The following is a 16,010-nucleotide window of genomic DNA, read 5'->3' as shown; positions in this document are numbered from 1 at the left end:
TTCTGTATTACTGAGCCCCGGTGCTGCCTTGAGCAATTTTATCTTCAACTTCTTTTTGCATCGTCTGTAGGGTTTCATCCATATCTGCAGCGCCTCGAATGATATCATTAGAATACTTATCAACGACTTCAGCTACATACGGATAATATTCATAGGTGTAGATGTACAGAGATTCAATTTGCTTCTCATCTGTTGTAAAGAAGGATTGCATATAATCTTGGTATTCAGGACTTTCAAATACTTGCTTACTTGCTACGATCTGTCCTGCTTTGGCCCACTCAATGGAGTTCTGGCGAATGAACTCCAGGAAGCTGCCGATTCCTGCTTCCTTCTCATCTGTTCTAGCTTCGTTAGTCAGCATCGCGAACAAGTGGGAAGAAGAACGATTTGTAAATTTATCAGGGCTTACAGAGTATACGTTCGTTACACCGAAGTTCAAGCCTTCCACACCTGCGTGAGCAGTCGAGCTCCATGTTCCATCTGTGGAGAAGAGAACGTTGCCGGACTGGAACATTAGGTAACCATCTTCACCAAATGGAGTCATCAGACCTGCATCTGCAATTTGCTTAACGGATTCATACGCTTGCTTCATCTCAGGTGTATTTATTGCTGGCTGACCATCTTGTTGTACATCGCCGCCTAAGTTCTGCAGTTGTCCAAGCATAGCCCATCCCAGAAGTGCATCATTGACGACATAATCTCCTTCTTCCATTTTCCCTTGAAGAGACAGGATTTCTTCTACTGTTACATTGTTATCATCAAGGAAGGATTCTGCACCGTACTTCGCAAGCAAATCCTTATTGTAGTACATTACGTTAGCGTGGATATCCAGAGGTACTGTGTATTGTGTTCCATCGATCGTACCTGTTGACCATGCTTGAGGCAGGTAGTTGCTTTCGTTAATTTCAGGCTGCGCGGACAGGATGCCTGTCATCGGCTCAAGTACATTCTGCTTCACATATCCAGGTACGCGGTCAGCATGGATAATCGCCAAATCTGGAATCCCTTTACCGGAGTTAATTACTGTGGATAATTTCGTATACATGTCAGAGGTAATTACATGCTTCACTTTCATTTCTGGCTCAGTCGCATTATATTCTTTCACGAGCTGATCCATATAAGCCCCGTCTTCACCAGTCAGCGGTGTCCAAAAAGTAATGGTGTTCTTATCGTCACTGCTGCAGCCAGCAAGTACGATAACCAACAGGAGCATAGAAACAATTGTCAAAAGACCTTTTTTACGATTCATTTAAGAACCCCCCAGTGCTTTTCAAAATCAATGTTTTCATGAAACCGTATTCAAAGATTTAAATCATGGGCTGCCTTTTACTTTAACTTTCAGACTTGCTGATCTGCTGTGGAGGAGCTTGCCTAGGAGTGCTCCCGTACAGGCATGAAAAACATTAATAATATTTACATTAATCATTAATGTTTTTGTAAACATATCATAATTCATAGCGCTTTCATTGTCAACCACTTTTATCCAAACCGCGCAAATTTATTTGTAAGCCGCTGGTTTAGCGGCTTACTACTCCACCATCGGGAACAGGAACACCAAAGTCCGGAAGCCCGTCTTCGTTCCAGCCGAATACTTGGGCGCGTGCATGACGGTTCGGATCGTACAAAGGATCCCCTTCAACCTCTTTATAGTTTCTTGCATGATAAATAATGATATCCTGAGACCCATCCGGAGAAACAGTGAAGCTGTTATGCCCCGGTCCGTATTGTCCTGTCTCTTCATTCGTAACAAACACAGGATCAGGCAGCTTAGTCCAGCTGTCTGGAGACAGAAGATCGCTGTCTTCATCTGCATAGATCAATCCCATAGCATAATTATGGTCTGTAGCACTCGCTGAGAAGGAGATGATAATTCTGCCATTTCTATGTATCACCGCAGCTCCTTCATTTACTAGGAATCCGATCTTCTCCCAATCATGAGTCGGCTCGGCAATCATAACCTGTTCTCCTTTAAGAGTCCATGGATTCTCCATCTGAGCAATATAAAGATTGGAGTTGCCGACAATATCAGGGTCCTTCTGAGCCCACACGAGATAGCGCTTACCTTTGTGCTCAAAAGACGTAGCATCCAGTGCAAAGGATTCCCACTTGGTCTTGATCTGGCCCTTCTCTGTCCATTCGCCTTCTAAAGGATTCTCTGAAGCGTTCTCCAAGACAAACATCCGATGATCGAACAGACCTTCTACTGTCTCTGTTGTTCTGGCTGCAGCAAAGTAGATATACCACTTATTATCTATGAAGTGAATTTCGGGAGCCCATATATTTGCGCTCATCATGCCCTCATCATATTTGCGCCATACTACAACCGGCTCGGCCTCTCCCAGCTCCTGAATCGTCTTCGCTCTGCGAACTTCGATTCTGTCATATTCGGGAACGGAGCCTGTAAAATAATAATAGCCATCTGAATGTTTGTATACCCAAGGATCAGCCCGTTGAGGTATAATAGGGTTAACAAATTGAATTTCATTTCCCATGGATGTCAATCTCCTGTCTCATCGAATTGATTTACACAATTGTTTATTAATTCATAAATACATTCATTAATTCACCTAAATATTAGAATGAATTTTTCCTTCTGTCAATTACATTTTCATTATTCATTTACATATAACTTAATCTTTTCTTGATTTCTACTTAGAAAACAGTTTGTATATCTCCGTGCATTCAGCAGTCTCATTCTTTTTATTCCATTTAACTGCTGGACAAACAGCTGCTTTAGCGCAAGTAATCCTTACTTTCATCGCATTGACAGCAGGTTATCTTCTCTCCATTAGTTGAATAATACCTTGTGAACGTGCGGAGAATCATATATTATAAAGTTCTACATGTATGATTTACATATACATTAATAAATCATCGCCGTTCGGAGGAATAACATTGAGAATTGAATTAGCTGAACAGAATTTGCATATATTTGAGGCGATCTCTAGTAATGTACGAATTCAAATCGTTCATCTCCTGTCACAGAAATCAATGAACATTAAGGAATTGGCAGAAGCGCTAGGGCTTAGCAGTGCCATCATGACTATGCATGTAAAGAAATTGGAGAAGGCCGGAATCATTGAATCAACGATGGCTCCTGGTAAAGGCGGCGCTGCCCAGAAGGTATGCTCCCTCAGCATGGACAATCTTGAAATCGCATTCCCGATCAAGGATGTCATTCCAAGAGAGATTCGCAAAACCGAAGTATCCATTGGTCACTTTACTGATGTACAGATCCAGCCTACCTGTGGAATTTGCACCCGGGACTCCGTCATCGGAATCTTTGATGATCCACGCTATTTTCTCGATCCGGATCGTCTCAATGCCAAAATATTGTGGTTCGGACAAGGTTATGTCGAGTATAAAATTCCAAACTATCTGATGGGTGATGAGGTTCCGGAAGAACTGGAAATCTCAATGGAGATTTCTTCTGAAGCTCCGCTTACCAATAATCACTGGCCATCGGATATTACGTTCATTGTAAATGGTGTTGAGGTAGGGATGTGGACAAGCCCTGGAGATTTCGGGGGCAAAGGCAAGTTGAACCCGCCTTGGTGGTTTGAGAGTGTCAATCAGTACGGTTTACTGAAGCATCTCATTATTAAAAAAGAAGGCACATTCATGGATGGCATCAAGTTGTCGGATGTCACGATTGATGATATTGGCATTCGCAACAGCTATTGGTCCTTCCGCATTGCTGTCAAAGAAGATGCTGAGCATATTGGCGGTGTGACACTGTTTGGCTCCGGCTTCGGTAATCATAATCAAGACATCATCTTCCGCCTGTACTACACCACGAATACCGAGAAACCGGAATAATAAATTGTAGAACCGCTTCTCTACCAAGCAGAAAGACATCGATAGACTTTGCAATGATCATGCAAAGCTCGATGTCTTTTTTATGCCTTCTCCCATCTGCACGATGTCAGATAACATTCATTTACTTTTTTACATAAAAGGTCTTGGTCGATACAAGCATCAGCTCCACAATCTGCTCAGACATATACTCCGGAGATTCCTTGAACCCCTCTTCGATCCAGCGAATAATTAAACCAGCTATACCGTGTGCCCGGAAAATGTATAACCACTTCAGATCCACGTGAGCACCTTCTTCCAGCTCATAACTATACTCCATAATAAACAGCTCCTCGATGGCCTTCGCCATACGATAACGAAAATCCACCCGGATATGGTCACTCAGCAGCATTTTATATAGCTTTGCATTGTTTTTGAAGTACGAGAACAAGGTAATATCCTCGGTTTGCATTTCATTGAGATTCACTTTTATATCGGATTTGTAAGGGTGCCTTATCTGATGAACCATCTCATCAAGGACATCCTGAATGATTTCCTCAAGCAGATCTTCCTTCGTTTCGAAATTAGCGTAAAAGGTTCCTCGATTATAATTTGCAATACGCACAATTTCAGAAATTGTAATCTGGTCAAACGGTTTGTGGAACAATAGGTCCAGACAAGTTTGTTTGATCGCATCCTTCGAGCGCTGGACACGCTTATCTATTCCCGTCATGGTATGGCACCTCGGTTCTTATAAATACATGATTTGAAAATCACACTATACAAATGGTATGGATTTGTACAGTAACAAACACACTAGGAATGACTGTTCATTGATAGTCACAATTTCTCCATATATAGTGAAGACGAAGAGAAGATAAAGCGATTACTAGGAGGCATATATATGACATTCCCTGTATTAGAAGGTAAAGTAGCCATCGTCACAGGCGCCGCTATGGGCATGGGCGAAGCCACGGCCAGACTATTTGCTGAAGCCAAAGCAAAGGTCGTCATTGCAGATTTTAACGAAGAAAAAGGACGTGCAGTAGCCGAGTCCATCATAGCAGACGGCGGCGAAGCAGCCTTCGTCAAAGTTGACGTTTCCAATTCGGAGCAAGTACAAGCCATGGTCAAGTTTACAGTTGATACTTATGGCAAGCTAGATGTTGCAGTCAACAACGCAGCACTAACACCTGACGACAAGCCGGCGGCTGAATTTGATGAAGCTTATTGGGATCGGTTAATGGCCGTCGACCTTAAAGGCGCTGCTCTATGCATGAAGTATGAACTGCAGCAGCTTGTCAAACAAGGGAATGGCGGTTCCATCATCAACATTTCATCCGTAAGCGGTTACCGTCCTCAACCGAACAACATTGCTTACGTTGCAGCCAAGCACGGAGTTGTCGGCATGACCAAAGTCGCTGCACTGGAATATGGCGCTCAAAATATCCGTGTAAACTCGGTAGCCCCCGGTGCAATCGATACTCCTATGCTTCGCGGTGCATTAGAACAATTCGGGTTCACTGAAGAAGAATATGCGCCTCAGCTGAGCTTGCTTAACCGTTTTGGACAACCAGGTGAAATTGCTCAGGCGAGTCTATGGCTGGCATCTGATGCTGCTTCCTATATTACGGGTACAACCATTCACGCGGATGCAGGGTATACCTCCCGTTAATCTTCATGTACAGAGGACCGAAGAGATTTTCTTCGGTTCTTTTTTTTGTTCCCAAATACTTAGTATACCAAACTCTAACCCGATCTTCGGCAAAATAAAATGATGGTAATCAGCAGTTGTAATGACCCTCTTCTCATCTTACTTCCCTTTTCTATCTCATTTCTAATGCTCCTCTCATGGTTCTCTCATTTACGAAATGTACATTATTTAACAAGGATTTTACATAAATCCTGAAGTACAAAAATGTTCTTCATTGGAGGAATTACAAATGAAAATTGTCATTGTACCGTCGGGCTTTAAGGAGTGTCTTGATGCCGAAGAGGTCGCGAGCGCCATGAAGCGCGGAGTTAAGCGATTCGACCCTTCGATTCAAATGGACGTAATCCCTATGATTGATGGAGGTGAAGGTTTTGCAAAAACAATTGTCAATCTGAAAGGAGGGGAACTAATAACGCAAAATGTAACCGGTCCTGTAGGTGAGCGGATCGACAGCTATTTTGGGGTATATGAGCAAAACGGTAAACGGACAGCTGTCATAGAGATGGCTGCAGTCTGCGGGTTACGGCTGGTTCCACGTACACAGCGCAATCCCTTGAAGACGACGACGTATGGTGTAGGTGAGCTAATCCGTGGCGCACTCGATCTGAACGTGGACCATATCCTCATAGGCTGCGGAGACTCGGGTACCTCAGATGGAGGAGCGGGTATGGCCGAGGCACTCGGTGTACAGTTCTTGGATAAAGCGGGTGAAGTGATCCATGTTCATGGCGGAGAAGACTTGTTAAAGGTAAGCTCGATATCCACCTCTGCCCTGGATGCTAGAATTCATGACGTATCAATCGATGTCGCCTGTAATTGGAATAATATCCTGTGCGGAGATCAGGGCGTTGCCCGGGTGTTCGGACCTCAGAAAGGCGCGACTCCTGAACAGATCGATATCCTATCCGCTGCTCTTGAGCATTATGCTTGTCTCATTCAAGAAGCTGTAGAGACGGATGTTCGTCAAATTCCCGGTGGAGGCGCCTCAGGAGGATTAGGGGCAGGACTGCTTGCATTTACGGGTGCACGACTTCACCCCCGATTCAGTATTATCAAGGACTATATCCAGATCGAAGAAAAAATTGCACATGCAGATGTCGTGCTGACGGCAGAAGGCAGTCTTGATTTCCAAACGCCAAATGGTAAGATCCCTTCAGAAGTAGCCCGAATCGCCAAGAAGAATAACATTCCCGTCATCGCCCTCACTGGGACGATCGGCAAGGGAGCAGCCCTTAATTATCAGGCGGGAATAGACGCCTACAGCAGCATTATTCCAAGACCTGTATCGATGGAAGAGGCCATGAGAAAAGCACCAAAATGGATCGAGGACAGCACAGAATGTGTACTAAGACAGGTTACGATTGGCTTAGGGATTGCCCACAAAAAATATCGTGAACGAGGCAGGTGATGATTTCTATTATAGAGCGTAAGCTCACGAGCACGATCGCCTTGATCCAAGCATCACCTAAGTCATTTGTCGTCTGTATTACACACCTGATTATGCTGATTCTCCTCCTGTATATGAACGACCTGGGTTACGAAGGAAAGGCTGCTCTATTCACCTTCTTGTCTGCCATGATCCTATGGATCACGACCAAGATACCTGCTGGATTTATCGCCCTGTCTCATACCATGTTTATCATTTTATTAAATGCAGCTGAACCCGAACTACTGTACCATTCACTTGCAGAAGAAGTCGTGTGGCTCATGGTCGGCTCCTTTATTATTGGCGCAGCAGCGAAGGACTCAGGTATTACGGCAAGATGGACTAACGTTTTATTGAAACGATCCAGAAATAAGTCCGCTGTTCTGTACGGATTAAGCTCCCTCCTTGCAGCCACTGCGTTCTTCATACCTTCGACGTCAGGAAGAGCAGCGCTATCCCTGCCGATTCTTCAGCAGCTGGGAGGCCCCTTTTCTAAGATTGAACAAAAAGTACTCACTATCCTGGCACCTGTTGTTATATTAATGAGCACCTCCGCTACGCTGATTGGAGCAGGCTCTCATCTCATTGGAATCGGTTTGCTGGAGAGCACCACAGGTCAGTCGATATCCTACACTCAGTGGTTTGTCTGGGGAGTTCCATTTACCCTTGTCATTACAGCCTGTACGGTGTGTATTATTGAGTGGGTTCTGTGGCCGAAGCATATCATTCAAGAAGAGAATCCAAGTCAGCAGACTCAAGAGGATTATGACAAGACGGTACTGCCTTTAAATGATAAAGAAAAAAAGATGCTGATCCTCATTCCCCTCTTAATCATCGGCTGGATAACGGAGAGCATTCACGGCTTCGATATCACCTTTGTTACGATGGCTGGCGCACTGTTCGTTATGATGCCAAAATACGGAGTTATAGGCTGGAAGGAAGGAATGAAATCCGTCTCCTTAAGCTTGATATTGTTTGTTGCTTGCGCCACTGCACTCGGACAGGTCCTAATGGATACCGGAGTTATTACCTGGCTTGAGCACCGGATGATGAACTCTCTCCATCTGTTTGCAGAAGCTCCAGAGTGGCTCATCGTTCTTATGATCCTCCTGATCACTGTCACAAGTCACTTGTACATTACATCTCATACGACACGTGCGATCGTCTTCATTCCCAGCCTGCTGCTATTTAGTGAGAGTATGGGGCTGAATCCGGCAGCGACGGTTTTTCTAAGTCTCGTTGGTCTGAACTACTGCGTTACCTTTCCTGTAAGCTCGAAGGCACTCCTCTTATTTTACGAGGAAAATGAAGCTTCCTACGATGCTCGTCAGCTCTTGAGAATCAGTCTGTTCCTCATGCCGATCTATATTCTGATCATGATGCTGTTTTACTTTACGTATTGGCAGTGGACTGGACTGAGTCTATAGCACGAAGATCTGTTGTGAAAAAGCTCTTGCCGCCTTTATGGTGAAGTTACCTAGCTAAGATGGGACAACAAAAAACTCCTGCAGGTTTAACTGCAGGAGTCTTAGATTACTACATTAATTCAGTTACAGCTTGATAATCTGACCTGTCTTCTGCGATTCAAACGCTGCCAGAATAACATTCAGAGATTTCAGTCCTTCTTCTCCAGAGATAGAAGGCGGCGTATTGGTAACGATGGATTCAACAAAGGCATCGATAACACCACTTGGTACTTGTTTTTCATTCGTAGCCATGGCACCAACTTTGTACGTCTCAACCGTCCCATTGGTCAGTTCAACAATAACCTCATCACCGTTAACTGTTCCGATCTTCATCACGCCGTTCTCGCACCACAATACGGTACTGTTGTCCCCGCCCTTGTACTGGGTCCAGCTGGCTACCAATGTGCCAACCGCTCCGCTCTTCATACGCAGGATACAGGTAGCGTTGTCGTCCACTTCCGTGCCTTCCTTATGCAATGTGCTGATAAAGCCGGCAACTTCGGATACCTCATCGTTCAACAGGTAACGAATAAAGTCTGATTTGTGTACGCCCAGGTCGCCCATCGCGCCCATAATTGCTTCTTCCTTACGGAAGAACCAGCTGCCAGCACCGTCTACACTCCATGCTTCCGGACCTGGATGACCAAAAGAAGTACGGAAAGTAAGGACTTTACCAAGCTTACCGGACTCAAGCAGTTCCTTGGCCTTCACGTGAGGCGGCATGAGACGCTGGTTGTGTCCTACCATCAGGAACACACCATTCTTCTTCGCCGCTTCAATCATTTGCTCGCCTTCTTCAGCTGTGCAAGCCATCGGTTTCTCGACAAGCACATGTTTGCCAGCATTAGCTGCTGCAATCGCCATAGAAGCATGCAGATAGTTCGGTGTGCAGACGCTTACCGCATCCACTTCTTCATTTGCAAGCAGCTCTTCATAGCTCGCATAGCCTTTACCGCCGTAAGTCTCTGCCATTTTCTCTGCACGCTCAATAATCGGATCTGCAAATGCAACGAGCTCTACTTGTTCATTCGCCGCATACTCTGGAATATGTCTACGCTCAGCAATAGCACCACAGCCGAATACGGCAACTTTGATTTTTGTCATGTTGGATCTCCTTTAGTGAATTTAGTAAGTTTAGTAGTTGATTGAAAAGACAGAATTGAGCAATTAGCTCAATTTACTAAGATAGTTCTCTTTTACCCAATTGTAGCTGTTCTCAATGCTCTGAAGCGGTGGGTTCTGACATACATCCTGTTCTACAATCAACCACTCTACTCCTGCTTGATCCGCTGCTTCAATAACAGCTGGCAGATTAACAGAGCCTTGTCCCAGCTCAAGAGTCTTCATTTGACCCTGCTCGTCCTTGGAGAAATCCTTCAGATGCAGCAATGGCAGGCGGTCTGTATATTTACCAATGTACTCGATTGGATCTTGACCTGCGAATTGTACCCAGCATACGTCCATCTCAACTTGAACCGCCTCAGGGGAAGTCTCGGCGAACATGGCATCAAAGGCATTGCTGTCTCCAACCGTGCCATGGAATTCGAAATCATGATTATGATATCCGAAGATCAAGCCTTGCTTACGAGCCTCTTTACCAATCTGCTCAAGCTCAGTGAACAATGCTGTCCAGCCTTCCGCCGTTTCCGGGCGGTCCTCCGGCATGAGGAATGGGCATATCATATACTCAGCACCGATGGTTTTGAGATAATCAATCTCCTTCTGCAGGTCAGCACGCATCGCATGAAGGGACACATGACTGCTGAAGCCCTTAAGACCGAGATCGTCCAAAAGCGCTTTCATTTCTTCTGCAGGAATGTCACCATAACCGGCAAATTCAACACCTTCGTATCCAAGGTCAGCTACTTTCTTAAGTGTTCCTTTGAAATCTGCTGCGGTTTCATCACGAAGTGTGTACAGCTGTAGCCCGATATTGATCTTTCTCATGATCTATTACCTCTTTCTGTAGTAGGATAACTAACTTAAACATCTGCATATGCACTAAATCGCTAAGTTTTAGAATGGTTCGCATCCAACCAAGGATGTTTACTAAAACCCTTTCGTAAATCCGGGTCACCGTCATCCGTTTGAATCGAACTAGTTACATTGTAAGTCGAATTGGGCTAAAATGAACATATCCAATATGATCATAACATGAACTATTTGCTCATTATTTTGACAGGAGGCATAGAATTCCAGTGGATACGACCCTGCTCCTATGTGATTATTCCTACCATTACAAGCCATTCATTCAAAATACAAAAAGCGGATTGCCCCACTATCTCTTTCGGCTGCAAACGGAAGGAAGCTGCAAAGTGTATTCACTGGGTCAAGAGCACACGCTCACCACTGGTGACCTTCTGCTGCTGAAGCCGGGAGATGACTATCATCTTGTCGTAGAAGAGCCGGCAAACGAAGGTCGTTTATCCAGCGGAGACTATTATCTGTTCTGCCAGGGACCCTGGATTGATGACTGGTGGCACAGAAGAAGATCCCGTCCTGCGGTCAGCCAGGTTGGCCTGGATGAGAAGCTTATCGGACTATGGCGCAATCTGCTCCTAGAAAGACGACGGGGTTCATTAGAGGAGAACACGGAGCTGGAGGATGTCCTGCTTCGCGGCTTATGCCTATACATCGACAGAGCGATCTCTGAGAATGTACAGACTGGACTCAAAGGAACCTCTACGCTAAAGCTAAGGCGATTCATCGAGGAGCATGCGACAACCACCTTCAAGCTGGAGGAAGCAGCAAGCTACGCGGGTCTCAGTCTATCGAGTGCCGTTCGTTTATTCAAAGCGCATTATGGAAAAACCATGATTCAATACGCTATTGAGATCCGGCTGAAGGCAGCCGTGGAACAAATTAAATACAGCAACGAGATGACGCTGGAGCATATTGCCGAAATATGCGGCTTTGCCAGCTATTCTTATTTTCACCGGGTATTCCGCGCCCATTTCGGCCTATCCCCTGTAGAGTACCGTAACCAAATCGTTGATTCACCGCTTTAACTATTCTGTAGATGAATGACTTAGAAGACGAAATACTCATTCGATAAATAAATTAATGAATTCCATTTGAAGAGGAGCGCATATGAAACGAGATAAAGAAACGAGGGCTCAAATTGAAGAGGATAACCGAACCGTCTTTGCCTTGCTCAGCCATTATCTGAATCAAGCACCGGATCTTATCACTACAGAGGAGATTCAGGAAATTACGGCGTATGGTGTTACTGAAGTATATGCCTTTAACGTGATTTTGGCAGGAGCGTTCGGACTTGATATTAACGAGCATGCTTATCATAAAGAGCTGTTTGACCAGTATTTTACGCGCATGACGCATAAGCTGGATGTGAGCGAATACGACAATAATCCCTACTATAAGAATATTGAGATCCCTAACGTCCAGATCGGGAACAGCCGGTTAAAATATGAGCGATACAAGCCTTATGAAGGCTTTGTATGCAATGACATCATTCGTACGGAGGAGGGAAGGCAGCTGCCGCAGATCGGCTTTTTCGATGAGGAATTCAGGTTCCCTGCCGTTCTCGAAAATGACCGGATCTGGATGACCATTACGCCGAATGAGATCGAAACGATGAAGGAGCCGGTTGAAGCGGCCTTTGGCCATGTGCTGACCTTCGGTCTTGGTCTCGGCTATTACGCTTATATGGTATCCATAAAAGATAACGTGAGCAGCGTCACCATCGTCGAAGCGAATGAGCATGTCATTAGACTGTTCAAGAAGCATATTCTGCCTCAGTTTGCTCAAGGACATAAGATTCACATCATTCAAGCGGATGCATTCGAGTATGCGGAGCGCGAGCTGTCCTCCGGTGCATATGATTATGTCTTTACGGATTTATGGCATGATGTGTCCGATGGAGCGGAGCTCTACTTGCGGATGAAGAGTTATGAGCAGCATAGCCCAGAAACGGTGTTCTCCTATTGGATTGAAAAATCCATATTATGTTACCTGTGATGAAAAATAGCGATCATCTTCAATTTGGAAGATCATCGCTATTGATCTATAATGCCGGTTAGATCTCCCCTATACGGGTATCTACGGTTGCAATCGCCAAATATACACTTCCCAAGCCGAGCAGACATAACACGATGTTCACTAGATCTGTATGAAGATCCATATCCAGCAGGAATCCGAAATTTTGAAATTGCATCAGAAATATGGCGCATAGAACCGCGGGAATGGTGGCTCTCAGCCAAACACCGAAGATAAAAAATGGAATGAGACTAGCCAAGGTGATAATAATCGATTGGATCAGACTTCGACTGAAATAGGCTGCAATATCCGATAAGCTGAGCTGTCCGTCAATAAAGTGGAAGCTCTGATTGAGCAGGAAGGTCGCTGCTCCAGACAAGATACAGGACACGAACGTGCAGACAAACACGAAAGCCGCGATAAACAGAACCTTAGCCAGCATTAGCTTTCTCCGGCTTATGGGGTAACCAAAGGATAGAGACATCGTCTTATATTTGTATTCCTCAATGACTACCTGATTAATGAGTGAAGCTCCGAACAGAATAAACCCCATTTGAATCGACATCATGAGTGTAATTACGGTTTCATAGCTCTGCCCAAATTCAGGCAGCGTTCTTATAAATATCATCGGCATAAACATGATCACTAACGTATAGATGACTACCTCACTGATCACCATCTTGCGCTTCAGCTTCTTCCATTCCAGTGCCATGAGCTTAACCAACTTTGCCACCTCCATGAATTTGCCCATAAAAGTAGTCTTCCAGGGAATGACGATGCTTCTGAATCGCCTCAATGTCCACGTCATGCAGAATCAGCATTTTGGAAATCTCACTTTGGGCGATCTGCTGATCATAGATCCGTATCTGACGATCATTCATTATCTTCATGTTGTTAATTTGGAGCTTATGCTCCAGCAAAAAGGCAGCCGTGTCCACATCCTTCGTCGTAATTTCAATATAATTGGTTTGCATCTTTCGAATGTCTTCAAGATTCACCTCGTTAACTAATCTGCCGCCTTTAATAACGCCAATCCGATCTGCTACCTGTTCAATCTCCCCTAGAATATGACTGGACAGGAGAAAGGATATTCCATATTCCTTATTCAGCATGCGGATCAAATCCCTCATATCCTTAATCCCAATGGGGTCAAGTCCGTTCGTAGGCTCATCGAGAATAATGAGCTCCGGCTTGGTGATCATTGCTCTTGCAATGCCCAGGCGCTGCTTCATCCCCAGCGAATATTCACTGACCATTTTTCCTTCCTGCCCATTTAGATGCACCATATCGATCGCCTGCAGTATTGCTTTTTTGTCGTAAAAGCCCAAGTATTCACAGTGAAGCTGCAAATTGTCCATCGCCGTCAAGTGCTCGAAGAAGATCGGGTACTCGATAATGCTTCCTACCCGCTTCAGTCCAGATTTCTCTGACGAAGTCAGTTTTTTGCCAAATAACATAATCTCACCTGAGGTAGGTCGCATAATGCCGGTCAGCATCTTCATGATCGTTGTTTTACCTGCTCCGTTTTGTCCGAGAAAGCCGTATATCTCACCTCTTCGGATGTGAAGGTTCACACCTGATACAAGCAGCCGGTCACGAGATTTCTTCGTTAACTGTTCCGTCATCACCACATCATCCATCTTCTCTTTCCTCCTCTATTTCTGCGTCCCTCTTCTTACTTCTATCATAATCAGTCACATTTGCTTTTTTCTTTCCCATTTCTTACTTGTTTCTTAATTTTCATAAAAAGGAGTCGTTCAATGGAGTAAAATGATCTCTCTCGTACTCAATAAAAAAGAGCTGCTCCTCGTTGAACACCTCTCCTTTGATCCAGATCAATATGCAATTTGTTTAAAATGGCAAGTAAAGCTTGTTCTCTCATACGGCCTACTGTTCAAATGAATGGTCCCCTTCATCGCTTCGGTCAAACGTTTGGATATACTAAGTCCGAGCCCGCTTCCTTGAAACTGTGGATTTCTAGCATCATCGAGCGTATACAGCCGTTCAAACACCTTGGCCTGATCGTGCTCGTCGATTCCCTTGCCCTTATCCCACACCTCCAGGATCACTATGCCATCCTGCTCTTGCAGTGTTAAGCCAAAGACCCCTCCATCACTTCCATACCGGATTGAATTCGAGATTAAATTGCTGATGACCCGGTTCAAAGCATCCTCATTGCCCAAAATATATAATGGACGTTCCGGGATGGCTACCTCAACTTGAAGCTTCTTCTCCAAGAGCAGCTCGTAAAAATCCAGAATGTTCTTCTTACATATTTCATTGAGTGAAATTTTGCTCAGAGGAACCACGTAATCGTCGGATTCCAGCTTAACCAGATCGAAAAATTGATTAAGAAGCCCTGTCAGACTCCACACCTTATCATGAAGCCGTCCCATCAGGACGTGCCTGTCTTCGTCTGTTAGGTGATCCGCATATCTTAATTTCTCTACATATCCCAATATCACGGTGAGCGGTGTCTTCAGATCATGGGACATATTGGCAATCAGCTTGCGTAAGCTGTCTTTGGCCTTGATATAATCTGCGCTTAACTTCTGGTTATGATCGAGCAGACGATTGACCTGGACCAGCAGCTGCTGCAGCTCCTGTTCTCCGGTAGGAAGCAGTACCTTTTCCGCCGTCTCCAGCCGGATAATTTCATCCATTTTTGTGCTGATGTCGGTCACAGCTGCCTTCGATCTCCTTCGGGACATATATTGAATCACGATGACAACAATTAATAGGATAATAATGACATACAGGAAGTTCACCATGGTTACTCCCCCAGCTTATAACCGATGCCCCATATGGTACGAATATACTTAGGCTCGGAAGGATTCTCTTCAATCTTCTCGCGAAGTCTTCTAATATGAACGTTAATGACATTCTCATTGCCATAATACTCGTCTTCCCAGATCAGATTGTACATCTGCTCCTTCGTAAACACTCGGCTCTGATTCTTCATCAGCAGCTTCAATATTTGAAATTCCTTGGAGGTCAGCTGGACGGTGCTATTCTGCAGCTGTACAGTAAAAGAATGAAGATCGAGAGAGAGCTCCTTGTAATGGAGCATGGATGGAAGGGAACTCATGTCTGTTGGAAGATACTGCGTTGATCTGCGAATTGCGGCATTGACTCTGGCGGTTAATTCGATCATCGAAAATGGCTTGCTGATGTAATCATCTGCACCGAATCCGAGACCCAGCGCCTTGTCCAGATCACTTCCTTTGGCCGAGATGATCAGCACAGGGATGGTACTGGTCTCTCTTACCGCTCGAAGCAGCTCCATTCCATTCAGCTTAGGCAGCATTAAATCAAGCAGGAGCAAATCCGGTTCAGTAGAATGAAAAAGTGCCAGCGCCTCTTCTCCATCGAAGGCGGTGTCTACTTTATAGTTCTCCTGCTCAAGCGCACTTGCGATTAATTGATTGATTTCCACGTCATCCTCTACCAGCAGGATTCGCTTCTGCATCCGAACACATCCATTCCATTGAACTAGAACACTATTGGAGTTATCTTGTTTCTTGCTTTATTTCTATGCATCCCCCGCTAGTTCCTGTCTATTTCCGAGTTTAAAGACGAAAACCACCTGGATCGAAGTGTCCCCCAAAGTTAG

The 16,010-nt window shown here is 44.9% G+C and carries 15 protein-coding genes; 6 read left to right on the top strand and 9 right to left on the bottom strand.

The window, feature by feature from the left end:
* Window positions 1-7: 7 nt before the first annotated feature.
* On the bottom strand, window positions 8-1,249 hold the full coding sequence (locus BK126_RS25600; RefSeq protein ID WP_076315332.1) for an extracellular solute-binding protein: 1,242 nt from the start codon (window positions 1,247-1,249) through the stop codon (window positions 8-10).
* 268 nt (window positions 1,250-1,517) lie between these two features.
* Window positions 1,518-2,492 (bottom strand): glycoside hydrolase family 43 protein, encoded by a 975-nt coding sequence (locus BK126_RS25595; RefSeq protein ID WP_076315331.1) that lies wholly within the window; start codon window positions 2,490-2,492, stop codon window positions 1,518-1,520.
* Between the two features lie 403 nt (window positions 2,493-2,895).
* On the opposite strand from BK126_RS25595, the gene BK126_RS25590 reads away from it, so the two are divergent.
* Window positions 2,896-3,819: an ArsR/SmtB family transcription factor gene (locus tag BK126_RS25590; protein ID WP_076315330.1), complete on the top strand. Its 924-nt coding sequence runs from the start codon at window positions 2,896-2,898 to the stop codon at window positions 3,817-3,819.
* A 121-nt stretch (window positions 3,820-3,940) separates the two neighbouring features.
* On the opposite strand, the gene BK126_RS25585 is transcribed toward BK126_RS25590, so the two are convergent.
* A complete protein-coding gene (locus BK126_RS25585) occupies window positions 3,941-4,528 on the bottom strand; it encodes a TetR/AcrR family transcriptional regulator (RefSeq protein ID WP_076315329.1) in 588 nt (195 codons plus the stop codon).
* A 171-nt stretch (window positions 4,529-4,699) separates the two neighbouring features.
* Between BK126_RS25585 and BK126_RS25580 the strand changes: the two genes are divergently transcribed.
* The 3 genes from BK126_RS25580 to BK126_RS25570 all read left to right on the top strand — a co-directional run bounded on the left by BK126_RS25580 (window position 4,700) and on the right by BK126_RS25570 (window position 8,362).
* Window positions 4,700-5,470 carry an SDR family NAD(P)-dependent oxidoreductase gene (locus BK126_RS25580; RefSeq protein ID WP_076315328.1) on the top strand — a complete coding sequence of 257 codons (771 nt, stop codon included), beginning with the start codon at window positions 4,700-4,702 and terminating at the stop codon, window positions 5,468-5,470.
* A gap of 268 nt (window positions 5,471-5,738) precedes the next feature.
* Complete coding sequence (locus BK126_RS25575; RefSeq protein WP_076315327.1) at window positions 5,739-6,917, top strand: glycerate kinase family protein; 1,179 nt, start codon at window positions 5,739-5,741, stop codon at window positions 6,915-6,917.
* The gene (locus tag BK126_RS25570) at window positions 6,917-8,362 is read left to right on the top strand and encodes an SLC13 family permease (RefSeq protein ID WP_076315326.1); all 1,446 of its coding nucleotides are present in this window, start codon (window positions 6,917-6,919) and stop codon (window positions 8,360-8,362) included. Before BK126_RS25575 ends, BK126_RS25570 begins: the two co-directional genes overlap by 1 nt.
* A gap of 123 nt (window positions 8,363-8,485) precedes the next feature.
* Here the strand turns inward: BK126_RS25570 and BK126_RS25565 are convergent, their stop codons facing one another.
* Together BK126_RS25565 and BK126_RS25560 are read right to left on the bottom strand one after the other, a co-directional pair.
* On the bottom strand, window positions 8,486-9,505 hold the full coding sequence (locus BK126_RS25565; protein ID WP_076315325.1) for a Gfo/Idh/MocA family protein: 1,020 nt from the start codon (window positions 9,503-9,505) through the stop codon (window positions 8,486-8,488).
* A gap of 63 nt (window positions 9,506-9,568) precedes the next feature.
* Window positions 9,569-10,348 (bottom strand): sugar phosphate isomerase/epimerase family protein, encoded by a 780-nt coding sequence (locus tag BK126_RS25560; protein ID WP_076315324.1) that lies wholly within the window; start codon window positions 10,346-10,348, stop codon window positions 9,569-9,571.
* Window positions 10,349-10,599: 251 nt separating this feature from the next.
* Here BK126_RS25560 and BK126_RS25555 point away from each other — a divergent pair, with 251 nt between their 5' ends.
* Both BK126_RS25555 and BK126_RS25550 read left to right on the top strand, forming a co-directional pair.
* A complete protein-coding gene (locus tag BK126_RS25555) occupies window positions 10,600-11,409 on the top strand; it encodes a helix-turn-helix domain-containing protein (protein WP_076315323.1) in 810 nt (269 codons plus the stop codon).
* An 82-nt stretch (window positions 11,410-11,491) separates the two neighbouring features.
* The gene (locus BK126_RS25550) at window positions 11,492-12,379 is read left to right on the top strand and encodes a spermine/spermidine synthase domain-containing protein (protein WP_076315322.1); all 888 of its coding nucleotides are present in this window, start codon (window positions 11,492-11,494) and stop codon (window positions 12,377-12,379) included.
* A 58-nt stretch (window positions 12,380-12,437) separates the two neighbouring features.
* On the opposite strand, the gene BK126_RS25545 is transcribed toward BK126_RS25550, so the two are convergent.
* The 4 genes from BK126_RS25545 to BK126_RS25530 all read right to left on the bottom strand — a co-directional run bounded on the left by BK126_RS25545 (window position 12,438) and on the right by BK126_RS25530 (window position 15,866).
* Window positions 12,438-13,130, bottom strand: coding sequence for an ABC transporter permease (locus tag BK126_RS25545; protein WP_256703049.1), 693 nt, complete (start codon window positions 13,128-13,130; stop codon window positions 12,438-12,440).
* Window positions 13,114-14,037, bottom strand: coding sequence for an ATP-binding cassette domain-containing protein (locus BK126_RS25540; RefSeq protein WP_076315320.1), 924 nt, complete (start codon window positions 14,035-14,037; stop codon window positions 13,114-13,116). The genes BK126_RS25545 and BK126_RS25540 overlap by 17 nt, the downstream gene beginning before the upstream one ends.
* Window positions 14,038-14,232: 195 nt before the next feature.
* Entirely contained in the window at window positions 14,233-15,168 is a 936-nt protein-coding gene (locus BK126_RS25535) for a sensor histidine kinase (protein WP_076315319.1), read from the bottom strand.
* A gap of 2 nt (window positions 15,169-15,170) precedes the next feature.
* Window positions 15,171-15,866: a response regulator transcription factor gene (locus tag BK126_RS25530; RefSeq protein ID WP_076315318.1), complete on the bottom strand. Its 696-nt coding sequence runs from the start codon at window positions 15,864-15,866 to the stop codon at window positions 15,171-15,173.
* Window positions 15,867-16,010: the final 144 nt, after the last annotated feature.

The organism is Paenibacillus sp. FSL H7-0326 (assembly GCF_001955535.1).
Classification (GTDB): Bacteria; Bacillota; Bacilli; order Paenibacillales; family Paenibacillaceae; genus Paenibacillus; species Paenibacillus shunpengii.
The sequence above is the reverse complement of the archived record's forward strand: the minus strand, read 5'-3'. Positions and strand labels throughout refer to the sequence as shown.